Origin of the sequence: Caldimonas brevitalea (assembly GCF_001017435.1) — a bacterium.
GTDB lineage: Bacteria > Pseudomonadota > Gammaproteobacteria > Burkholderiales > Burkholderiaceae_C > Caldimonas > Caldimonas brevitalea.
In genome coordinates this window covers 4,760,127-4,781,744 of record NZ_CP011371.1, presented here as the reverse complement: position 1 = coordinate 4,781,744, position 21,618 = coordinate 4,760,127, and the positions used below count along the sequence as shown (strand labels likewise).

Below are 21,618 nucleotides of genomic sequence, written 5' to 3'. Positions count from 1 at the left end.
GAAAAGAAGGGAGACTCAAGCTGCAGAGCTGGCGGCCGACCCGGCGTCTTCCGGCGCAGCAAACCGGAACGAGTGCAGGATGCGTTTCGCTTCCGCGACCTGGGCTTCGCTCATGCGACCGCCGAACGACGCGGCAAGGTTGAGCAAGGTTTGACCGTCGGCAACGCAGAGCAGGACTTGGTGCACGGGGCCGGCGTCGTCGGTCTCCCACGAGAACTCGAGTTGGCGCGCCGCCCGGCCATCGACTTCCAGGCTGACCTCGTCGATCAGCTCCCAGCCCTTCAGCTGCTGCGCCAGCTTGTGGGACTGCTGCTGCGTGTAGTCGTTCAGGGTGGTCTGGAACGGGAGCCGGTCACGGTTGACGGTGACGCTCAGACCCGGCACACCGGGGCCTTGCGCCGTGAAGACGTTGACGGTGCGGTTGTGCCACTCCCCGGGAATGTCGAGCGAGCCTTCGCCGATGTTTTGCATGATGATGGGTGTCTGCGGTTCGGTACAGGGACAGCCGTCGGCAGAGCCGGCCGAGGCTGACGACGAAGTAGATGGGAGCCGCCCCGGCTCAGCCGGGCGGGTTTAGATGCAGCTTTGAGCCTTTGACGGTGTGATCGTCCGTCGCCACCGAGCGGATCACCTTGCCCTGGATGTCGATGTTGCCGTCCTTGTCCATCACGATGGTGCTGGCGCCACAGCGCAAGGTGATCTTCGTCGCCGCCACGATCTCGATTTCGTCGTCCAGCGATTCCACCTTGATGTGCTGCTTGACCTTCGTCTCCTGGTAGCCCTTGGTGACGTCGATGGTCTGCATTGGACCGTTCACGATGGTGGCCTTGTTGTGCTGGACCGTCGTGACCATGTCCTTCTGCGAGTGGATGTTGATCAACTCGTGGCCGGCGCGATCGTGGATCACGATCTCGCAGAAACCGTTGCCGCCGGGCGTGGAGCGAGACTGGATGCCGGTCTGGTGCGCCGCTTCCGGATAACCCCAGGCCGGCTGGTTATGCTCATTGAACAGGCAAGAAGTGATCAGCGGCCTGTCCGGATTCCCATCCAGAAAAATCACCAGCACCTCCTGGCCGATGCGCGGGATGCCGATGAAGCCGTAGCCGTCGCCGGTCCAGGCCGACGAGACGCGGATCCAGGCCGACGATTTCTCGTCGTAATTCCCCACGCGGTCCCAGTGAAACTGCACCTTCACACGACCGTATTGGTCGGTGTAGATCTCCTCCCCCTTCGGACCGACGACGATGGCGGTTTGCGCGTCGATCTTGGGCTGGTAGCTGTTGAAACCCAGCCCCGGGCGCCAGGGGATCTTTTTGCGCAAGCACACAAAACGGTTGGAGTACTCCGATGGTGTACCCCGGGCCTGTTCATAGTTGTTCTGGGCCGTATGCTGCGCCTGGATGATGAAGAACTCCTGATCCGGATCGGAGCTGCCCAGCAAGTCCGTGTCGAAATGCCCCGTCAGGCGGAACCAGCGCCCCGCCTGCGCGGTGCGATCGTTGCCACTGGCCTGGAAGTGCTTGGCTGCCGCTTCGATTTCTTCCATGCGTCGGCGCACATGCGCTTGCCCTTGGTCCTGGGTGGCAAAGCCGTAGGCGCCGGTGTACTCGTACACCTCCAACGGAGGCACCTGGCCTTGCTTGTTGACTGTGGGGACCTCGGCGAACTTGGGCCGCGGGTCCTTGAAGTCGAAGGAGCTGGCACTGACGGTAGTCGACGCGATACGGCGCACCGGTGTAAAGTCGGCGATCGCATCGTCGTCCAGCGAGCCGGATTCGCTCTGCCAGGCAATCTCGCAGGTCGCGCCGTCGATGGGCGGGCAAAGGGTGGAGTTGCTGCGGACCACCAGGGTGTGGCCATCTTTGCGGTGCTCGTAGGCGTAGTACAGGCCGCGCTCTTCCAAGCGCCTGTGGACGTAGTTGTAATCGCTTTCGTCGAACTGGCAGGCGTCCGTCATCGGCCGGTCCTCGCCTTCCGCCTCGTAGCGCCAGTCGTGTTCGGGGTAGTCCTTGAAGATCTCGTCGATCTGCTCTTCGACGGTCTTGCCATGAAAGAGGTAGTTGTCCTTGCGCAGCCGCAGGAAGGCCAGCCAGGGCATCAGCACCATGTCATAGAACGCGAAGGCGCCGTCCGTGCGGACGAAGCGGAACTCGAAGACGAAGCCGTTGAAATACCTGAGACTGCCGTCCTCCCGCACCAGCTCGACGGTCACCATCTTGCCCAGCACGTCCTTGAGCGGGATGCGGGCGTTGTCGGACAGTACCTCGACGACAAAGTGAAAATCGCGCGAGACTGACTCGTAGCCGTCGAACTTGTTGGCGAGCATCTTCGCTTGTGGAGCGTCCCCACGGGGGAACTCCATGCGGACCATGCGCTTGTGCTGGGGGTTGGCCAGGAGTGCCAGGATCGCTTGACTGGCTTCAGACATGTCGGTCATTCGGTGGTCCCTGGATGTAGTGACGAGTGCGTCGTGGAGGTCGCGGGCGCGCCTCAGCGCCGGGCTGCGGCAGCTGCGGTGAGCAGTTCCACGACCTCTGTGTGGCCCCGCTTCTGCGCGTAACTGAGCGCCGTCTGACCCTTGGCGTTGCGCAACTGCGGATCGGCTCCCCGCTGCAGCAGCAGCGCCACCAAGGGTCTGTTGCCTTGGATCGCAGCCATCATCAGTGGTGATGTTCGGTGCACCGTGGCCAGTGCATCGACCGGAATGCCACGGTCTAGAAACACTCGGGCGAGTGCCAACTGGGCCTCGACATGGCCGGCTTCGGGGGGAAGTGCCGTTGCCAACTGGTGTAAGGCGGTCAAGCCGCCATGGGAGGCTTGCATCACGTTCGCGCCGCGCGACACGAGCAGCTGAGCCACTTCATAGCGGCCCATCCCCAGGGCCGTTAGCAAGGGAGACTGGCCTTCGGGCGAGAGCGGCTTGTCCGGGTGGGCGCCGCCGTCGAGCAGGATCCGCACCTCCTCGACATCGCCATTGAAGGCGCTGAGGGACAAGAGGCTGAGGTTGTAGGCGCAAACATTGGGGTTCTCGCCCTCGGCAAGCAGGCGTTTCAGCTCTGCACGACTGCCTTTGCCCAATGCATTGAATATGCGGGGGCCGATGAGGCGTGTTTTCTGCAGCGAGGCAGGAGACGTCGGATCGAAGTCGACCGGCACCTCTACGTCCGGACACCGTTCCATCCCCACAGGCTTGATGGGCGCAGTACAGCCGATTTGGGCCACCGCCATCGCCAGCACGGCCACGACGGCCTGTCGCACACTGATCACTCGGGCGCGCCTTTCACGTAATCTCGGACCGCGTCGTCCATGAGCTTTTGCATCTCGACATAGCGTCCTTGGCTGAGCAACTGCTTCGCCTTTGCCCACTGCTCAACATCGAGCACGCCGCGTTCGAAGAGTTTTTGGGCTTTTCGGTTCAGGTTGGCGATGCCGAGGCTGCTCGCTGCCTCCGGGTTGAGGAGCTGGACACCTATGTCGACCAAGGTGTTACCGGGTCGGGTGATGGCCGCGCCTCGGGCGGTGCGCCGAGCCGCATTGGCAGCGTCCATTGCTGCCCGTGCGTCCTTCGCCGCGGCGGCAGCCCGCACGTCGTCGAGCTTCTGGAACTGCCCCAGCCGGCTCGATGAGTACTCGGGTGTCTTCGTCGGCAGCGTCGTCGCCTTGTCCCCGAGCACATCAGCATAGCCACCGTAGCGCTGCTTTTTCATCATCTCCTGCACTGTCGTCTCGAACCATTTCTCGACGCTGCCGGTGTACTTGCCCGTCACGGTTTGGGAGACCACGATGTCTACGCCGTAGTGCGCTCGGTTGCCGGCGGCCTTGGCGCCGAGGGCGGTGTTGTGCATCGGCCGGAACTGGGGGTGCTCCATCAACTTCAACCAGGTTTCAGGATCCTCCTTTTGGAGATCCTTCATCAGCAGTTCGAAGCGCAGGGGATCGAAGTCGCGCAGGAACTGCAGGTACTCGTAGTACTCGTACAGTTTGGGCACCCACTTCTGGGTCTGCTTGATGTATTGGGTGGTTTCCTCGTGGCGCTTCTTGGCCTCCGCCTCGCTCGGCGGTCGGCGGCGCCCATCGCGGCCTACGGCCTCGATCTCCCCTTGAGTCGGCACAGGGCGATCGGTGTAGGTAACGTTGCCGTGTTCATCGACCTGGCGATAGAAGTTCCCCACGTCAGTGCCCCTTCAAGCGGGAGCAGCCGCGCGTGTTCCGGCTCAGGCACAGAACGGCTCTGTGCGACGACAACGCTGCAACGTGTCTCACGACCCCTCCCGAGAGCGATGGCTGCTTAATTTTGCAGCGCTGATTTTGAGGAAAAGTTGGCGGATCGTAACCCGCCCGAGTTGGGGGGAATGGCAACAGGATGCTTCCACCGCGGGTTTGACCGGGAGTGTGCCTGTGCTTACTTGTGTCTGATTCCGCCCTTGACGCTTCGGACGAAGCGGCAGCAGGAGTCGACAAGAAAACGGCCCGCTACAGCGTCCGGGATGCCGGACTGGCGAGCCGAAGGCGTCCCGGTCAGGGAGTTGGGAGAGGGTTGGGACGCGCCGTGCAGTGTAGCGGCGGCCAGTGAGAAATCGTCCTGTGCCTTCTCTCCTCAACGCCTCAAGCAACAATGTGGGGACACGTCGCCACAAGCGACAGAACACGGTCCGCTGAACGCTCGATTTCACGCCAGGGAGGTGTTGCGACTCTCGTTTGCATACTGTTGACTGCCTGCCTGCCAAGTCGAGAAACTTCGGCACACAAGGGTCCACCCGAGGAAGGGCCAAGCCGCTGGCGCCAACGGTTGTGGATCGTGGAAGGACCACAGGGATGCCAGAGACGCAAACGAAACGCTTCGATCGTGAGGAAGCGCGACGCTACGACACTTCGATTCGTGCACTGGTGCCGGGCTATGACGTCCTGCACCTTCTCAGTGCCGCGCGGCTCAGCTGCCGGCTGTCCGCGCAGGCCGACCTGCTCATCGTTGGCGCAGGCAGCGGCGAGGAGATCGTGCGGCTCGCCCCGGCCCACCCCGAATGGCGTTTCGTGGGAACGGACCTGTCGACCGAGATGCTGCAGCGTGCGAGCGAACGGCTGAGCAGTGCCGGCGTGCTGCAGCGGGTCCGCCTTCACCACGGCGAGCTGACCTCGTTGCCGGCAACTCAACACGACGCAACACTGCTGTTGCTCGTGCTGCACTTCCTCCCCGACACCGGGGACAAACTGGCGCTGCTGACAGACATCGCGCATCGGCTAAAGCCAGGGGGCGTCCTGCTCCTCGCCGATCTGATGGGGCCGGAGGATGCCTGGGAACGCCCGGCACATGCGGCCGCCAGCCGCACACTTGGCTTGCCAGCCACAGCGGCCGATCAGTTGCCGGAACAACTCGCCCGCAAGTTCCACTGCATCGATCGCACACGCCGTGACGCATTGCTGGGACAGGCCGGGTTCGCTGCCCCGGTCCCTTACTTCCGTGCGCTCGGTTTCGAAGCTGTGGCCGCCGTGCGAAGGTAGCGGTAGAGCGCCCCGTGCAAGCGGCTTTCGGAGCCGGCATGACAGGCGATAGAGTTGCTGCCGCTACCCGCCAAGGATGTCTGCCAACAGCGACCGCGATCCTGAGCTGGGCGGTGCGGTTGACGCGGTCGCTGCACCGCAAGTCGAGACAAGGCTCGTCGTGATTCAGGGGGCTGCCCCAATGCGTTGCTCGTCACTCGTCGAACTTCAGTTGACGGTCACAGAGCATCACGGCCCGACGCCGCCGGCAGGCGGTCAAAACAGAACCCGCTGTAGTGGTCCAGACTCAAGCCGCGGCGAAACGGCAGCACGAGCAGCTTCGCCGGATTTTCCCAAGCATCCCGCTTGACATACCCAAAGGAGCTCACTTCGTCGAGCAGCTCATCGCGGGCCTGGACCCTGTAAGGGCAAAAGGCTGTCCCGATACTGTTCAGGGTGTAGTACGTCGTCGTCGGATGCACCGCGGTGATGTTGAGGACGATACGCCTGGGCAACGACTCCAGGTCGGCCAACAACTCGCCGAGCCGCCGCGGGAGGTACTGCAGACTTCCGGATGCATAGAGCACGTCGAAGCCGCTGGCATCGCTCATGCTGGTCGTGAAGCGCAGCTCTTCACCTAGTCCCCGACCCTCGGCAAGGGCCCGGCCACGAGCGACAACTGCCGGGACATCACAAACCATCCATTGCAGGCCGACGGGCAATCGCAAGTGGCGGCGGAACGCGTAGTACTTGATGCCAACGTGCCCCCCCAGGTCGAAGACGGTGCGCAAGCCCTCGTCGAAAGAGCGTTGCAGCCAGAACAATGCGGGGTAGTCGTAGGGGTAGATCTCGGGCGTGTACAGCTCGGCAGACTCCTGATTGTCATAGCCGACACGGCCGCCCGAGGGGGCCGCCGCTGCGGCGTCCTCAAACCTCGCGTACACCCCCATGAAAAGGTTTTGGTTCCGATTGTTCAGGAACCGGCGGCGGTAAGCGCGCTCACGGAGCGGCCGAATGACCGGCAGCGCACCGACTGCGGAAGCCACCGTGCGGAGGGCGTTCAGAGCACTCATGAAACTCGTCCTGATGATGTGAGGTCGACATATCGGGCGTACGGCGGACAGCGGACGCAGTCGTGGCTGCTCCAGCATGACGGCGCCGGGTCGACAGAAGTGATTGGAGCGGTCCTGCTCTACCTCACCGCGAAGTGCAGTAAGGCCGATCAGGGCTGGCTGACCCGAGCGTCCTGCCTTTGCAGCCCATCGCCGCGAAGGCGGGAGGCAGCGTCAAACAGGCGCAGGAGAAGGCTGGGTCAAGGCAAGCGTGGGACGGCTGGGTTGGTGGACCCAGCCGAACGTCACGCGCGCGTCGCCCGAGGTGGCCGATCAAGGCGGTCGATGAGGAAGTCAGGCCGCATGCGGCGCAGCCAGATGCCCACGGCTCGGTCCGGCGGAGGCAGGTCCAAAGCCGAGAGTTGAGACGGCAGGGCCAAGGCCGTACAACACGTAGCGCAGGCACTGCACTTGTGCTTGACGGCAGGCAGTGACCGCTGAGCCGCCATCGGTTTCTCTTTGGCTGCTGCGGCCTGTCCGTCCGAAGCGGCAGAGCCTGTCTTGATCCAACTGTCGCCGCGGACCGGAACGGCAGCTGGTCCTTGCGGCTGCCGCTCCCCGGCGTGCAACAAGGCACTGTCGGATGCTGTCGCGCTGCCCGGGTCGTGATCGTGAAGGAGAGCAGCATGCTGAGCGCGATGATCCTCGGGGCCTGCTGGACTGTGGTGGCCGGGTCCGCAAAACAACATGGCCGCCGCCGCCATGCCCTGAACGGGTATGGCGATCGTGATCAGCCAGACAAGTGCGGCTCGCAGCAGCATGCTCCACATGGACCGGAAGTGTATGTGAGCGCGCGCCCTCTACCAAGCGGCGCTCGCAGCTTCCCCCCGTCTGAGGGGGACGACCGGTGTTCAGGCGAGTGCCGCAGCGTGTCCTCCTCACCCAGCTTGGATCTGGCTGTCCAGCCCCACATGCCGATTGTCGAGGCGACTGCCCCGTGACGGCTGCCTGCCTCTGATCAGCAGGAAGACGGCCGGCACCACGAACAGCGACAGCAGCGGCGCCGTCACCATGCCACCCAGCATCGGTGCGGCGATACGGCTCATGACCTCCGATCCGGTGCCCGAGCCCCAGACGATCGGCACCAGACCTGCGAGGATGACCGCCACCGTCATCGCCTTCGGGCGCACCCTCAGGACCGCACCTTCTCGGATCGCGTCGAGCACCACGTCTCGATCGATCGCGACGCCGGCACGCGCCCGGTCCTCCAATGCGTGTTTGAGGTAGAGCAGCATCACGACGCCAAACTCGGCGGCGACCCCGGCCAGCGCAATAAAGCCCACGCCCGTCGCCACCGACAGGTTGTAGCCGAGCAGGTAGAGGAACCAGATACCGCCGGTGAGCGCCAACGGTAGTGTGGCCATGATCAGCAGGGCTTCCTCAAACCGCCGGAACGTCAGGTACAGCAACACGAAGATGATCAGCAGGGTCGCCGGCACGACCACCTTCAGGCGCTGGTTGGCCCGCTCCATGTATTCGAACTGGCCGGAATAGGCGAGACTCACACCCGGCTCCAGCTTGACCTTCTCGGCCACCGCGCGTCGCAAATCGCCGACCACCGACGCGATGTCGCGGCCGCGCACATCGATGTACACCCAGCCCGATGGGCGCGCGTTCTCGCTCTTCAGCATGGGCGGGCCGTCGACCAGCACCACCCGAGCCACGGTCCCCAAGGTGATCTGCTGACCGGTGGGCGTGAGCAGCGGCAGGTTGCGCAGCTTCTCGGGCGTGTCCCGGAGCTCGCGCGGGTAACGCAGGTTAATCGGAAAACGCGCCAGGCCCTCCACCGTCTCCCCGACGTTCTCGCCCCCGATGGCCCCGGAGACGACCGACTGCACGTTGCTCACGTTCAGGCCGTAGCGCGCCGCAGCTGCACGGTCGATCTGCACATCGACGTAGCGGCCGCCCGTCAGGCGTTCCGCCAGCGCCGAGCTGACGCCGGGTACCGTCTTGGCCACGCCCTCGATGGCGGAGGCAACGCGATCGATCGAAGCGAGGTCCGTGCCCGACACCTTCACGCCAATCGGGCTCTTGATGCCAGTGGCCAGCATGTCGATGCGGTTGCGGATCGGCGGGATCCAGATGTTGCTCAGCCCGGGCACCTTGACCGTTCGGTCGAGTTCTTCCACCAGCTTTTCGGGCGTCATGCCCGGCCGCCATTGGTCGCGCGGCTTGAGCTGCACGGTGGTCTCGAACATCTCGACCGGCGCCGGGTCGGTGGCGGTTTCCGCACGCCCTGCCTTGCCAAACACGCGCTCGACTTCCGGGACCGTCTTGATCATCCGGTCCGTGATCTGCAGCAGCTCCGACGCCTTCTGGGCCGACAGGCCGGGCAGCGCCGAGGGCATGTACAGCAAGTCGCCCTCGTCGAGCGGCGGCAGAAACTCACCGCCCAGCCGCATCAGCGGCCAGGCGGTCGTGGCGAACACCGCCACGGCAATCACCAGCGTGAGCTTGGGCCAGCGGAGCACCCCGTCCAGCGCGGGACGGTACACCGCGATCAGCCCGCGTGTGATGGGATTGCGCTGCTCGTCGGGGATCCTGCCGCGGATCCAGTAGCCCATGAGCACCGGAATCAAGGTGATGGACAGAGCCGCCGCCGCCGCCATGGCGTACGTCTTGGTGAAGGCGAGTGGCCCGAACAGCCGCCCCTCCTGCGCCTCCAGCGTGAACACCGGGATGAAGGACAGCGTGATGATCAGCAGGGAGAAGAAAAGTGCCGGTCCCACCTCGACGGCCGCGTCCGTGATCACCGCCCAGCGCGCTTCGCCCTTCAGCTCCTCCCCCGGGTGCGCGTGCTGCCAGGCCTCCAGCTTCTTGTGCGCGTTCTCGATCATGACCACGGCCGCGTCGACCATCGCGCCGATCGCGATGGCGATGCCGCCGAGCGACATGATGTTGGCGTTGAGCCCCTGCTGCTGCATCACCAGGAACGCGGCCATCACGCCCAGCGGCAGCGAGATGATGGCCACCAGCGCCGAGCGCAGGTGCCAGAGGAACACCGCGCAGACGAGCGCGACCACGACGAACTCCTCGAGCAGTTTCATCGACAGGTTGTCGATGGCGCGCTGGATCAGCGAGCTGCGGTCGTAGGTGGTGACGATCTCCACCCCCTGAGGCAGGCTGGTCTGCAGCTGCTTGAGCTTGTCCTTGACCGCGGCGATGGTCGCCTGGGCGTTCTTGCCGGTGCGCAGGATCACCACGCCGCCGACTGCCTCACCCTGGCCGTCCAGCTCGGTGATGCCGCGGCGCATCTCAGGGCCGATCTGCACCGTGGCCACCTGGTTCAGGAGCACCGGCACGCCGTTCCGGCTGTCCAGCACGATGCTGCGGAAGTCCTCCAGCGACTTTAGAAAACCGCCCGAGCGCACCATGTACTCGGCCTCGGCCAGCTCCAGCACCGCGCCGCCGGTCTCCTGGTTGCTGTTCATCAGCGCCTCGCGCACCTGGTCGTGGGTGATGCCGTAGGCGATCAGCTTGGCCGGGTCGACCACCACCTGGTACTGCTTGACCATGCCGCCGACGGTCGCCACCTCGGCCACATTCGCCACCGACTTCAGCTCGAACTTGAGGAACCAGTCCTGCAGCGCGCGCAGCTGCGACAGGTCGTGGCGCCCGCTGCGGTCGACCAGCGCGTACTGGAAGGCCCAGCCGACGCCGGTCGCGTCGGGCCCGAGCGAGGGCTTGGCGCTTGCCGGCAAGCGCCCCTGGACCTGGCTCAGGTACTCCAGCACGCGCGAGCGCGCCCAGTACAGGTCCGTCCCGTCTTCGAACAGCACATAGACGAAGGAGTCACCGAAAAACGAGAACGCCCGCACGGCCTTGGCCCCGGGCACCGACAGCATGGTAGTCGCCAACGGGTAGGTGACTTGGTTCTCGACGATCTGCGGCGCCTGGCCGGCGTAGCTGGTGCGGATGATGACCTGCACGTCCGACAGATCGGGCAGCGCATCGATCGGGGTCGAGCGCAGCGACAGCACGCCCGCGACAGTGAGAAACAGCGTGGCCAGGAGCACCAGGAACCGGTTGCCCACGGACCAGCGGATGAGGGCGGCAATCATCGCGCACCTCCGTGCTGGTGCTGCTCACGCTCCAGGCGGGTCACTTCATAGCCGTCTTGGCCCTCTCGGAACATGAAGCGGACGGTGTCGCCGACCTTGAAGCCCTTCGCCACCTCCGGCTGTGCCAGCTTGAATCCCATCTCCATCGGGGGCCACCGCAGACTCGGCACAGCGCCGTGGTCCAGCGTCACCTCCTGCGCAGACAGCTCCACGATCCTGCCGACACCCTCGTGCAGCGCAGCCGCCGGCAACGGGGCCGGTGCTGTGGCGGCACTGGCGGCCGGCGCGCTGGCGCTGGCCTGACGCTGCAAGACGCCCTGCATGCTCGCCTCGGAGTCGATCAGGAACTGGCCGGAGGCCACGACCTGCTGGCCCGGCTGCAGGCCCTGCAGCACTTCGAGCTGGTCACCCAGCTCGCGGCCGAGCTGCACCTGCACGGGGCGGAAGCGACCCGGCTGCTCGACGACGTAGACCAGTGCGCGCTGTCCGGTGCGGATGACGGCTTCCGTCGGCACCAAAAGCGCTTCTTCCGCCTGGGTGCCGAAGCGCATCTGAGCGAACATGCCGGCGCGCAGCCGGCCCTGAGGATTCGGCAGCTCCGCCCTCAACCGCAGCGTGCGCGTCTCGGTGTTGGCCTCCGGCAGCACCGAGGTCACCTTGCCGCGCAGCGTCTCGCCGGGAAACGCCGACAGCTGCACCTCGACCGGCTGTCCCACGCGGGCGGCCCAGGTTTGCGCCTCCGGCAGCGAGGCCTCCACCCAGACGGTGGACAGCCCGGTGATGCGTGCCAAGCTCATGCCCTGCGAGACGGTCATGCCGGGGCGCACCATCAGTTCCTGCACGAGCCCGCCGGTCGGGGCGTGTATCAGGGCCAAGGCCTGCACCTGGCCGCTGCGCTCGACCTGCTGGATGACTGCAGCGGGCATGCCCAGCAGCACCAGGCGTTGCCGCGCAGCCGCCGCCAACGCCTCATCGCCGGTGCGGCGCACCGCCAGGAACTCCTGTTGCGCGCCGGCCCACTCGGGCACCAGCAGCTCGGCGATGACAGCGCCAGGCGCGACCACGTCGCCCGGCGCCAGCCGCGCCACCCGTTGCACAAAGCCGGTGGCACGCGCCTGCACGATGGCCACGTCACGCTCGTTGAGCTGTACGGTGGCGGGCACTTCGACCGAGGCGCCGATACGCTGCTTCTCGACCACCGCGGTGCGCACGCCCAGTGTCTGGGCGACACGCGGGTCGACCGCAACCCCGCCGGCAGGCGCTTCGTCGGCATACTTCGGCACCAGCTGCATGTCCATGAAGGGCGACTTGCCGGGTTTGTCGAACTTCTGCTGCGGCACCATCGGGTCGTACCAATAGAGCACCCTGCGCTCGCCGGACGCTGGAGCACTGGCAGCACCTGCGACAGGGGACGTCTCGGAATGTGAGGCAGGCCCCGACCCGGAGCGCCAATGGGCGACACCGTAACCCAGCCCAGCTCCCAGGGCGACGAGCAGCCCGGCGGCGACGAAAAGCTTCTTGTTGGCGGTCATGGCGTCACTCCGCAATGAGGTAGGCCAGGCGGGCCTGCTGGGCCATCACCTGGGCTTGGAGATCCAGGCCGCGCAGCTGCGCTTCGGCGGCGCTCTTGCGCGCCGCGAGCACGGCGCCGAGGTCGGCGCGCCCGGACTGGTAGCTGGTCAGCGTCACCTTCGCGCGCTCCTGTGCGAGCGGCAGCGCGGCGCTCTGTTGCCGCTGCAGCGTGCGCTCCAGTCGTTGCAGCTCGGCCACCTGGGCGTCCACCTCTGCGCGGATGCGGCGCAGCGCGTCCTCGCGCTCGGCCTGCAGCCGCTCAACCGCCTTCTGGCGGGACGCGATCAGCGGCTCCTGGCGGGTGGCGCGCGAGACGGGCAGCTCGAAGGTCAGCTGGAACGACACCATGTCGCCGAAGGCGCGGTCCCGGTTGGCGTAGGCCAGCTCCCAACCCCAGTCGCCTCGTCGCATGGCCACCGCCTCGTCGAAGTCGGCGCGGGCCATGGCCTGCATCGGCGCATAGGCGAGCAGCTCGGCGTGCCGATCGAGCCCGCTCAGCAGCCGTGCGAGATCCAGCCGCAGCGCGGGAGCTTCGGCGCGCGCCGACAGGTCTGGCAACTCCCCGGTCCAGCGCCGCAGCTGGGCCTGTGCCCGCTCGACGTCGGCTCGCAGCTCGTCGCGGCGATCGGCCAGCTCCAGGGCTTCCTGGCGTGCCATCAGCGCGTCGGCGGGCATCGCCGTGCCGGCCGCCACGCGTGCCGCCAGGGTGTCCTGGAGCACCTGGTTCTCTTGCTCGAGGACGGTGAAGACGGTGAGCTTGCGCTCGGCGAAGTGCAACCCGAGCCAGGCGAGCGCCGCCTCGCGGCGCACCGCCAGCCGTTCGGCCTCCAGCATGGCGCGCTCGCGCTCGGCCGTGGCGTCAGCGGAATCGCGCTGCGCAGCCCGCTTGGCAGCGTTGGGCACCTCCTGCATCACGCCGATGCGGCGCATGGTCATGGACTCGCGGGTCCAACTGAAGCGCTCCGGACCTGAGACCGGGTAGTTCTCGACGCCGACGGCGAGTTGAGGGTCGGGCAGCTGGCCTGCGGCCACCCGCGCTTGCTGAGCCCCTTCGACTGCCGCCCGCCGCGCCTGCAAGCTGGCGGCGCGTTCTTCCGACAGCGCGAGCGCCTGTTCGAACGAGAGGGGGGCGGCGTGTACGGCCCCGGATAGAAGCGCTGCCGCAACCAAGGCAGCGCGTAGGGGGGCGCGAGCGCGGCTCGCGGCGGACGGGCGGGCCCCTAAGCCCTCGCCCAGACAGAATGCCATGACGGTTCTCCACAATGACCCAAAACGAACACCACGTGTCAGCGCCGCTGCGTCAAGGCAGCCGCGCACGAGGCGTCACGGCTCAATTGCGGAGAACGAGAAAGGCGAGGTACGGGGGAGGGGCGCCGTCGGGGGGACCGGTGTGCGCAGCGACGGTGGCGGGCAGGGCCTCCCCGTTCAGCGTCGGCAACACCAGCAGCAGGCGAGTGATCAGCCAGTCGAGCACGGGCGGGGCCAGCGCGTCGACAACCGGCGCGCTGTTCACCGTCTGCTTGTCGCGGTCGCAGTGCGCCTTGCACAACTGCGGCTGTGGCGTATCCGCTGCCGACATACCCTCGCAGTCGGGCATGTCCGCCATCGCGATGACCTCGGATGACTGGGACCCCATGCAGGCATAGGCGGCGGTGACGAGCTGCAGGCACACCAACACCGCGGCGAGCAGACTCGCCACCCAGCGTCGGGCCACCTTGTTCAGCTTCATATTCTCAGTTTACAGGGCACAGTGCCGGCGGCGCACGGCGGGCTTTGCGGTGGCGCAAAAAAGTGCCAGTTGGTCCTTGCAATGCGACTGCGCCGGCCGTTGCGCGCCGGCCGCCGCCGTCCCATTTACTTTTGTTTCTCCAGCCAGCTGTCCAGTTTCTGGATTTCCTTCGTCTGGTCCTTGATGATCTTCTGGGCCATGGCCTTCATCTCGGGCGACTTGCCGTGCTCCACTTCCGCCTTGGCCATGTCCAGGGCTTGCTGATGGTGCATCTTCATCATCATCGCGAAGTCCTTGTCGGTGTCGCCGCTTGGCTTCATGTCTTGCATGGCCTGCATGCCGGACATCATGGACTGGTGCATCTGCTCGGAGCCGTGCTGGGCGGACTGGGCCACCGCGGCGCCACTGATCAGGCCGGCGGCAACGACGAGCGGGCAGAGGGCCCAACGGAGCGATCGGGTCAGGTGAGGGTTCATGCGCACTCCTGAGAAGTCGAAGGTCACGGGTTATCCCCGCGCCTTCGAGCCAAGCAATCAGCGCTCCTAAACCGATGGCCTACAGCCCCCGCGTTTTCCTCACACACGTGGACATCGCGGCGGTTCAATCCGCCAGCTCGTCGAGGATCGGGCAGTCCGGGCGGTGGTCGCCGTGGCAGCAGGCGGCCAGGCGCTCCAGCGTGCGCTTCATCGCGTCCATTTCTTTCATGCGGCGGTCGAGATCGGCGACGTGCGCCAAAGCGATGCGCTTGACGTTGGCGCTGGCGCGTCGCCGGTCTTGCCACAGCTTGAGCAACTCGGCGATCTCCGCCATGCTGAAGCCCAGATCCCGGGCGCGGCGGATGAAGCGCAGCGTGTGCACCTCCTTGTCGGTGTACTGCCGGTAGCCAGCGTCGGTGCGCCCGACCTTGGGCAACAAACCCAGCGATTCGTAGTGCCGCACCATCTTGGCGGACACCCCCGAGCGGCTGGCCGCCTCGCCAATGTTGAACGGCCCCGAGGACAAGGTCGCCTCGTTCATTGTTCGCTTCCTTTCCAGCGCCGCAACATCAGCGCATTGGTGACCACGCTCACGCTGCTGAAAGCCATCGCCGCGCCGGCGATGACGGGACTGAGCAGGCCGAAGGCCGCCAGCGGGATGCCGACCACGTTGTAGACAAAGGCCCAGAACAGGTTCTGGCGGATCTTGGCGTAACTGCGCCGCGAAATGTCGATCGCATCGGCGACCAGCGCCGGGTTGCCGCGCATCAGGGTGACGCCGGCCGCGTGCATCGCCACGTCCGTCCCGGTCGACATCGCGATGCCGACGTCGGCCGCGGCCAGTGCCGGGGCGTCGTTGATGCCGTCGCCGACCATGGCGACGCGCTGTCCGCCCTGCTTCAGGCGGGCCACGATGTTCGCCTTGTCCTCCGGCAGCACCTCTGCCTCGATGCGGTCGATGCCCAGCTGCTCGCCGGCCACTCGGGCGCTGCCATGGTTGTCGCCGGTCACGAGCACGGTGGTGATGCTCAGCTGGTGCAGTCGGCGGACCGCGTCGAAAGCGTTGGCCTTGACCGCATCGCCGAAGGCCAGCAAGCCGATCAGGCGCGGCTGCGCGGCCCCGACATCGGCCAGCCAGGACACTGTGCGACCCTGCGACTGGAGCTGCTCGGCACGCGCGCTCAGCGGCGAGAGGTCGACCTTCAGTTCCTGCATGAAGCGGCTGCTGCCCAGGCGCAGCGAGCGCCCGCGCACGAGTGCGGCCATGCCGCGACCGGCCACCGCCCGAACCTCAGTCGCTGGCGGCACACCTACCTGGTGGCGCTTGGCCGCGTCCATGACCGCACGGGCCAGGGGATGTTCGCTGTTGGCCTGGATCGCGGCGCTCGCTCCCAGCAGGGCCCGGTGGTCGCCATCGGCCGCCTCGAAGGCGACCAATTCCGGTTTGCCTTCGGTCAGCGTGCCGGTCTTGTCGAAGGCCACCACCTTGACCCCGTGCGCCACCTCCAGCGCCTCGGCGTCCTTGATCAGGATGCCGCGCCGTGCCGCGACGCCCGTACCGGCCATGATGGCGGTCGGCGTGGCCAAGCCCAGCGCACAGGGGCAGGCGATCACGAGCACGGCGACCGCGTTCAGGATGGCGGCCTCCCAGTCGCCGGTGACCCCGCCCCAGCCGAGCAAAGTCAGCGCCGCGATGCCGATGACCACCGGGACAAACACCGCACTGACACGGTCCACCAGGCGCTGGATCGGCGCTTTCTTGGCTTGGGCCGACTCCACCAGGCGGACGATCCGGGACAGCGTCGACTCAGCGCCCACCGCCGTCGTGCGCACCAAGAGCAGGCCCTCGGCGTTCACCGAGCCCCCGGTGACCGGATCACCAAGGTGCTTGGCCACCGGCAAGCTCTCGCCGGTGATGAGCGACTCGTCGATCTGGCTGGCGCCTTCCACCACCTCGCCGTCCACCGGCACCCGCTCGCCGGGCCGGACCACCACCAGGTCGCCCGGCTGGACCTCGCCCACCGGCACATCCACGTCCACCCCTCGGCGACGCACCCGGGCTCGCTCCGGGCGCAAGGCGTTCAGCGCCCGGATCGCTTCGGTGGTCTGCCGCTTGGCGCGAGCCTCCAGCCATTTGCCGAGCAGCACCAAGGTGATGACGACGGCGGAGGCTTCGAAATACAGGTGCGGCATGCCGTGGTCGCCGTGCACCCCCAACTGGTACACGCTCAAGCCATACCCGGCACTGGTGCCCAGCGCCACCAGCAGGTCCATGTTGCCTGCGCCCGCCCGCAGCGCCTTCCAGCCAGCCCGGTAGAACCGGGCGCCGAGCCAGAACTGCACCGGCGTGGCCAGCGCCCACTGGACCCACCCGGGCAGCATCCAGTCCGAGCCCCACAGCGCCCCGAACATCGGCAGCACGAGGGGCAACGACAGCGCCGCCGCCAGCGCAATGGGCCACCAGTCCGCACCCCGCCGAACCGCAGTGGCGGGCGCCTGCCCGGCCATCGCTGCGACCGGTGCCGCGGCATATCCGGCCTTCTCGACGGCGGCGACGAGCGAGCTGCTGTCCGCCTCGCGGGCGGCGACGCGCACCAGCGCCCGCTCGGTCGCCAGGTTCACCTCGGCCGCCACCACCCCCGGGACACGGCGCAGGGCCTTCTCGACCCGCCCGACACAGGAGGCACAGGTCATGCCCTCGATCTGCAGCTCCACCGTCTGCTCGGCGAGCTGGTAGCCGGCCTTTTCGACCGCGGACCGCAAACTGTCCAGTCCCACGGCCGCGTCGGCCTCCACGGTGGCGGCTTCGGTGGCCAGGTTGACGGTGGCGTCCTTCACCCCCGGGACGGCGGCCAGGAACTTTTCGACGCGGGCGACGCAGGAGGCGCAGGTCATGCCTTCCACCGGAAAAGACCAGCGGCGGGACGGCGGCGGAACATGGGTGGCAAGTGTGCTCATGGCATTCCTTTGCTGCCGGGACATCTCCGGCTTGCAGGAAGTCTCAAGCTTCCCATCATGGGAGAGTCAAGCGCCTTCGCAGAATAAATTCCTGGGCCCGCCCCGGAGAGCCGCCTTGCCCTCTCCCGGGGCCGGCTGCTCCCCAAACGGGTGGCCCGCTATGGCGGACACAGGCGGATCTCTGCACCGCTTCGGTGGATCCATCCCTCGCGTTCGAGTTTGGCCAGCGCCCGGTAAAGCGCCTCGTGCGTCAGCCCGATGTCCTCGGCCAGGTGCTTGAGCGGGCCCGGGCGTTGCCACACGCCCTTCGAGTCGCTCATCAGGCGCAGGTACTGCAGGACACGCTCGGTCGCCGAGCGGATCTGCTTGATCTCCAAACGGGTACGAACGTTCTGGAGCCGGTGGGCCAGCTCTTGCGTGAAGGCCCACAAGGCCTCTGGGCGGTCAGCGAAATGGCGCAGCACTGCCGCCTTCGGGTACAGCCGGGCCTCGCAGTTGTCCAGCGCCACGGCGTCACAGTGGTAGTGCGAGGAGAACAGGGACGCTTCGGCGAACAGTTCGCCGGGCCGGACCGTGTGCATGGGGACGTCCGCACCGCCGGGCGTCGAGCGCATCAGGCGAAGACGTCCCGAGACCAGCTGGAACACCCCCACGGACACGGATCCTTGGCGAAACAGCACACCTCCAGCGGGAACGGTTCGGCGTGTCGGATCGACGCCGAGTTCGAAGGGGAAGGTGGACACCAAAGGGAGTTCCTGCGGAGGAGGGGGCTCAACAACCGAGAGCATCGGCTCGTATGATTGCAATCATAGCGAGAGGGGCCGGATCTTGGGACGATGTGAAGCGGTTGCCTCACCTCCCTGCGCCATGAAACGTCACCTGCAGCTCACCCTCCTTCTCGCGCTCGCCACGTCCGCAGCCGCCCAGCAGCACGACCACCACCCGCCTCGCGCAGCAGATGGCCGGGATGCAGGTGGAACCGGCCACACGCGCTCCCACTACGCCGGCCTGCACCACCGTGAGATCAAGGCCCTCTCGGCAGAGCAGATCGCCGATCTCCGCGCGGGCCGCGGCATGGCGATGGCACTGCCGGCCGAACTCCATGGCTACCCCGGCCCGACGCATGTGCTTGAGCTGGCCGAGCCGCTCGCATTGAGCGCGCAACAGGTCCAGCGGACCCAGCAATTGGCCGACCGCATGAAAACCGAGGCCGCAGCCCTGGGCGAGCAGTTCATCGCGGCGGAAGCGGCGCTGGACCGGCTTTTCCTCGAACGGCACGCCAGCGCGGGCGCAGTGGCCACCGCAGTGGCCACCGCGGCCCGGGTGCAAGGCCAGCTGCGGGCGGCGCATCTCCGGTACCACCTGCTGATGGTGGACGTCCTCACCCCCGCCCAGGTCGCCGCCTACGGCCGGCTACGCGGGTATTGAATGACAAGCGGCACGCCGCCGCCGTCCACGTGAACCCACCGCTCGGGGCCCGGGACGGTGGGGCGGGGAAGAGCGCGTGTAGCCTCGATCTCGTCCCCGGCCCGACTACTTCCCCGCCCGCAAGCGCAGTGAGTTGGCCACCACGCTGAGCGACGAGAGGCTCATCGCCAGCGCGGCGATCATCGGCGACAACAGCCAGCCGGTCAGGGGATAGAGCAGGCCCGCAGCGAGCGGCACCCCCAGGGCGTTGTACAGGAACGCGAACACCAAGTTCTGCCGCATGTTCGCCACGGTGCCTTGAGAGATCGTCCGGGCCCGCGCGATGCCCCGCAGGTCGCCCTTGACCAGCGTGACCTGGGCGCTGTTCATCGCCACGTCCGTGCCCGTGCCCATCGCCACGCCCACATCGGCCTTGGCCAGGGCCGGCGCGTCGTTGATGCCGTCGCCTGCCATCCCGACCACACGTCCCTCGCGCTGCAGTCGGTCGACCAGTGCGAGCTTGTCGGCGGGCTTCACCTCGCCGTGCACCTCGTCGATGCCGAGCTGCCGGGCGACGGACCGTGCGGTGGTGAGACCGTCGCCGGTGGCCATCACCACCTGCATCCCGGCCTGGTGCAGGCTCTCGACTGCCTCGGGCGTGCTCGGCTTGATCGGGTCGGAGACGGCCAGCAGGCCCACGGCGCGCCCGTCGCGGGCCAGGAACATCACGCTGCTGCCCTGCTGGCGCAGTTCCTCGGCCGCGCCCGTCAGCGAGGCGACATCAACGCCTTCCTGCGCCATCAGCGCCGTGTTGCCGAGCGCCAGGCGCTGCCCGTCGACAAAACCTCGCACCCCGATGCCGGTGGACGACTCGAAGTCCACCGCATCCGACAGGCGCAGGCCCCGGCCGCGGGCCGCTTCCACGATGGCCTGTGCCAAGGGGTGCTCGCTGCCCTGGTCGAGGCTGGCCGCCAGGCGCAGCACGTCGTCCTCGGTGGCGCCCGTCACCGGCACGGCGCGGTCGAAGGCGGGCTTGCCTTCGGTCAGCGTTCCGGTCTTGTCGACGATCATCGTGTTGACCCGCCGGAAGTGCTCGATCGCCGATGCGTCGCGAAACAGGATGCCCTGGCTGGCCGCCCTGCCGGTGGCCACCATGATGGACATCGGCGTGGCCAGTCCCAGGGCGCAAGGACACGCGATGATCAGCACCGACACGGCGTTGATCAGCCCGTACTGCCAGCCCTGTTCGCCGCCCAGCAAGCCCCAGGTGAAAAACGACGCCAGGGCAATGCTGATGACCACCAGCACAAACCAGCCGGCGACCTGGTCGGCCATGCGCTGCATCGGTGCCTTGGAGCGCTGGGCCTGCGCGACCATCTGCACGATCTGCGACAGCATGGTTTGCGAGCCGACCCGCTCCGAACGCATCACCAGCGAGCCGGAGGTGTTGATCGTGGCACCGATGACCTTGTCGCCGGGCCGCTTGGTGACCGGGACCGGCTCGCCCGTCAGCATGGCCTCGTCGATGGCGCTCGTGCCTTCGAGCACGACACCGTCGACTGGCACCTTCTCGCCTGGGCGGATGCGCAGGCGATCGCCGACATGGACGTGAGTGAGCGGCACATCCGCCTCGCTGCCGTCCGGCTCGATCCGCCGGGCCGTCTTGGGCGCCAGGCCGAGCAGCGACTTGATCGCCGCGGAGGTCTGCGAGCGCGCCCGCAGCTCCAGCATCTGCCCGAGCAGGGTCAGCGAGATGATGACCGCGGCGGCCTCGAAGTACACGCCGATGCGGCCGTGGGCCATGAAGCTGGCCGGGAACAGCTGCGGCGCGACGGTGGCGACGACGCTGTAGAGGAAGGCGGCTCCCGTGCCGATGCCGATCAGCGTCCACATGTTCGGGCTGCGATGCCGGAACGACTGGGCGCAGCGCACAAAGAAGGGCCAGCCGGCCCACAGGACGATCGGCAGCGAGAGCACCAGTTCCAGCCAGCTCTGCTTGACGGGATCCATCCAACCCAGCCGGTGTCCGGCCATCGCCAGGACCGTGACCGCCACCGTCAGCGGCAGCGTCCACCAGAAGCGCCGGGAGAAGTCCCGCAGTTCTGGGTTGTTGTCGTCCGCCGTGGCCTCCGGGATCAACGGCTCCAGCGTCATGCCGCACTTGGGGCAGTTGCCGGGGCGGTCCTGCCGGATCTCCGGATGCATCGGACAGGTGTAGATGGCGCCGGGAGTGGCCGGGGCCGCGGCGGGAGCCTTTGCCGGCGCCGGTCGGGCTTCTGGACCGGCACCGTCGCCACGGTGATGCCCCTGGCCGTGGTCATGCCCATGCGCGGCCTCGTGGCGCGGCATACCGCCATGGCCGTGGTGCGCATGCGCCGTTGCAGACCCAACGGCGCCTTCAGGCACCAAGTGCATGCCGCACTTGGTGCAATTGCCCGGGCGGTCCTGCCGGACCTCGGGGTGCATGGGGCAGGTGTAGACAGCGGCGCCGCTGGGCGCAGCCGCCGAAGGGGGGACTGGGCGTCCGGGGGGATCGTGCCGGTGTGGGTTCATTCTTCTGCTCCGTTCATCTGAAACCGATGTGCCAGGCGAGCGTGGCCGCCAGCACGGCCAGGGCGACCCAGCACAGCGCCACGAGCCAGCGACTCCAGCGCGGCTGCGCCTGGTCGAGTTGCAGGCGGTGTTTGAGTCCCATGCCGGTGGCATGGACCAGCGAGCCGACCACGAGCAGCGCCACCGCATGCTCGGCCAAGCTCGGCCACAGCAGCGCGATCCCGGCGCCCAGCACAGCCGCTCCAGTGCAGAGAGCAAGTCGGCGACCGTCA

At 67.1% G+C, this 21,618-nt stretch carries 17 protein-coding genes; 2 read left to right on the top strand and 15 right to left on the bottom strand.

All coding sequences use genetic code 11. The features are described from left to right. Positions 1-15: 15 nt before the first annotated feature. The 4 genes from AAW51_RS20165 to AAW51_RS20150 form a co-directional block, all read right to left on the bottom strand. The gene (locus AAW51_RS20165) at positions 16-471 is read right to left on the bottom strand and encodes a DcrB-related protein (protein WP_047196039.1); all 456 of its coding nucleotides are present in this window, start codon (positions 469-471) and stop codon (positions 16-18) included. 88 nt (positions 472-559) lie between these two features. Further along, the gene (locus AAW51_RS20160) at positions 560-2,437 is read right to left on the bottom strand and encodes a type VI secretion system Vgr family protein (RefSeq protein WP_053013791.1); all 1,878 of its coding nucleotides are present in this window, start codon (positions 2,435-2,437) and stop codon (positions 560-562) included. A 53-nt stretch (positions 2,438-2,490) separates the two neighbouring features. Beyond that, positions 2,491-3,267 (bottom strand): ankyrin repeat domain-containing protein, encoded by a 777-nt coding sequence (locus AAW51_RS28415; RefSeq protein ID WP_053013790.1) that lies wholly within the window; start codon positions 3,265-3,267, stop codon positions 2,491-2,493. Then, complete coding sequence (locus tag AAW51_RS20150) at positions 3,264-4,172, bottom strand: DUF4124 domain-containing protein (protein ID WP_047196038.1); 909 nt, start codon at positions 4,170-4,172, stop codon at positions 3,264-3,266. Before AAW51_RS20150 ends, AAW51_RS28415 begins: the two co-directional genes overlap by 4 nt. A gap of 643 nt (positions 4,173-4,815) precedes the next feature. Between AAW51_RS20150 and AAW51_RS20145 the strand changes: the two genes are divergently transcribed. After that, positions 4,816-5,499: a class I SAM-dependent methyltransferase gene (locus AAW51_RS20145; RefSeq protein WP_047196037.1), complete on the top strand. Its 684-nt coding sequence runs from the start codon at positions 4,816-4,818 to the stop codon at positions 5,497-5,499. Positions 5,500-5,717: 218 nt separating this feature from the next. Here the strand turns inward: AAW51_RS20145 and AAW51_RS20140 are convergent, their stop codons facing one another. From AAW51_RS20140 to AAW51_RS20100, 9 genes are all read right to left on the bottom strand, one after another. After that, positions 5,718-6,551, bottom strand: coding sequence for a TIGR04325 family methyltransferase (locus AAW51_RS20140; protein WP_053013789.1), 834 nt, complete (start codon positions 6,549-6,551; stop codon positions 5,718-5,720). 917 nt (positions 6,552-7,468) lie between these two features. Beyond that, positions 7,469-10,651, bottom strand: coding sequence for an efflux RND transporter permease subunit (locus AAW51_RS20135; protein ID WP_047196036.1), 3,183 nt, complete (start codon positions 10,649-10,651; stop codon positions 7,469-7,471). Then, on the bottom strand, positions 10,648-12,183 hold the full coding sequence (locus tag AAW51_RS20130; RefSeq protein WP_047196035.1) for an efflux RND transporter periplasmic adaptor subunit: 1,536 nt from the start codon (positions 12,181-12,183) through the stop codon (positions 10,648-10,650). Before AAW51_RS20130 ends, AAW51_RS20135 begins: the two co-directional genes overlap by 4 nt. A 4-nt stretch (positions 12,184-12,187) precedes the next feature. Further along, positions 12,188-13,471, bottom strand: coding sequence for a TolC family protein (locus tag AAW51_RS20125; protein WP_047196034.1), 1,284 nt, complete (start codon positions 13,469-13,471; stop codon positions 12,188-12,190). 82 nt (positions 13,472-13,553) lie between these two features. Beyond that, positions 13,554-13,952: a hypothetical protein gene (locus tag AAW51_RS20120; RefSeq protein ID WP_047196033.1), complete on the bottom strand. Its 399-nt coding sequence runs from the start codon at positions 13,950-13,952 to the stop codon at positions 13,554-13,556. 125 nt (positions 13,953-14,077) lie between these two features. Beyond that, positions 14,078-14,455: a DUF305 domain-containing protein gene (locus tag AAW51_RS20115; RefSeq protein WP_238947650.1), complete on the bottom strand. Its 378-nt coding sequence runs from the start codon at positions 14,453-14,455 to the stop codon at positions 14,078-14,080. Positions 14,456-14,552: 97 nt separating this feature from the next. Next, positions 14,553-14,969, bottom strand: a complete 417-nt coding sequence (cueR, locus tag AAW51_RS20110; RefSeq protein WP_047196032.1) for a Cu(I)-responsive transcriptional regulator — start codon at positions 14,967-14,969, stop codon at positions 14,553-14,555. After that, positions 14,966-17,386, bottom strand: a complete 2,421-nt coding sequence (locus AAW51_RS20105; RefSeq protein ID WP_047196031.1) for a heavy metal translocating P-type ATPase — start codon at positions 17,384-17,386, stop codon at positions 14,966-14,968. The genes cueR and AAW51_RS20105 overlap by 4 nt, the downstream gene beginning before the upstream one ends. 158 nt (positions 17,387-17,544) lie before the next feature. Then, positions 17,545-18,129: a Crp/Fnr family transcriptional regulator gene (locus tag AAW51_RS20100; protein WP_047198081.1), complete on the bottom strand. Its 585-nt coding sequence runs from the start codon at positions 18,127-18,129 to the stop codon at positions 17,545-17,547. Positions 18,130-18,253: 124 nt separating this feature from the next. Between AAW51_RS20100 and AAW51_RS20095 the strand changes: the two genes are divergently transcribed. Beyond that, the gene (locus AAW51_RS20095) at positions 18,254-18,814 is read left to right on the top strand and encodes a hypothetical protein (protein WP_047196030.1); all 561 of its coding nucleotides are present in this window, start codon (positions 18,254-18,256) and stop codon (positions 18,812-18,814) included. Between the two features lie 105 nt (positions 18,815-18,919). Here AAW51_RS20095 and AAW51_RS20090 read toward each other — a convergent pair whose 3' ends face one another. Both AAW51_RS20090 and AAW51_RS20085 read right to left on the bottom strand, forming a co-directional pair. Then, complete coding sequence (locus AAW51_RS20090; protein ID WP_083438444.1) at positions 18,920-21,346, bottom strand: copper-transporting P-type ATPase; 2,427 nt, start codon at positions 21,344-21,346, stop codon at positions 18,920-18,922. Positions 21,347-21,359: 13 nt separating this feature from the next. Then, positions 21,360-21,581, bottom strand: a complete 222-nt coding sequence (locus tag AAW51_RS20085; protein WP_047196029.1) for a hypothetical protein — start codon at positions 21,579-21,581, stop codon at positions 21,360-21,362. Between the last annotated feature and the right edge of the window lie 37 nt (positions 21,582-21,618).

Bases quoted from the DNA above. Each gene is read 5' to 3' on its own strand.
- AAW51_RS20165 (WP_047196039.1), bottom strand. From the start codon at position 471: ATGCAAAACATCGGCGAAGGCTCGCTCGACATTCCCGGGGAGTGGCAC.
- AAW51_RS20160 (WP_053013791.1), bottom strand. From the start codon at position 2,437: ATGACCGACATGTCTGAAGCCAGTCAAGCGATCCTGGCACTCCTGGCC.
- AAW51_RS20145 (WP_047196037.1), top strand. From the start codon at position 4,816: ATGCCAGAGACGCAAACGAAACGCTTCGATCGTGAGGAAGCGCGACGC.
- AAW51_RS20140 (WP_053013789.1), bottom strand. From the start codon at position 6,551: ATGAGTGCTCTGAACGCCCTCCGCACGGTGGCTTCCGCAGTCGGTGCG.
- AAW51_RS20135 (WP_047196036.1), bottom strand. From the start codon at position 10,651: ATGATTGCCGCCCTCATCCGCTGGTCCGTGGGCAACCGGTTCCTGGTG.
- AAW51_RS20130 (WP_047196035.1), bottom strand. From the start codon at position 12,183: ATGACCGCCAACAAGAAGCTTTTCGTCGCCGCCGGGCTGCTCGTCGCC.
- AAW51_RS20125 (WP_047196034.1), bottom strand. From the start codon at position 13,471: ATGGCATTCTGTCTGGGCGAGGGCTTAGGGGCCCGCCCGTCCGCCGCG.
- AAW51_RS20120 (WP_047196033.1), bottom strand. From the start codon at position 13,952: ATGAAGCTGAACAAGGTGGCCCGACGCTGGGTGGCGAGTCTGCTCGCC.
- cueR (WP_047196032.1), bottom strand. From the start codon at position 14,969: ATGAACGAGGCGACCTTGTCCTCGGGGCCGTTCAACATTGGCGAGGCG.
- AAW51_RS20105 (WP_047196031.1), bottom strand. From the start codon at position 17,386: ATGAGCACACTTGCCACCCATGTTCCGCCGCCGTCCCGCCGCTGGTCT.
- AAW51_RS20095 (WP_047196030.1), top strand. From the start codon at position 18,254: ATGAAACGTCACCTGCAGCTCACCCTCCTTCTCGCGCTCGCCACGTCC.
- AAW51_RS20090 (WP_083438444.1), bottom strand. From the start codon at position 21,346: ATGAACCCACACCGGCACGATCCCCCCGGACGCCCAGTCCCCCCTTCG.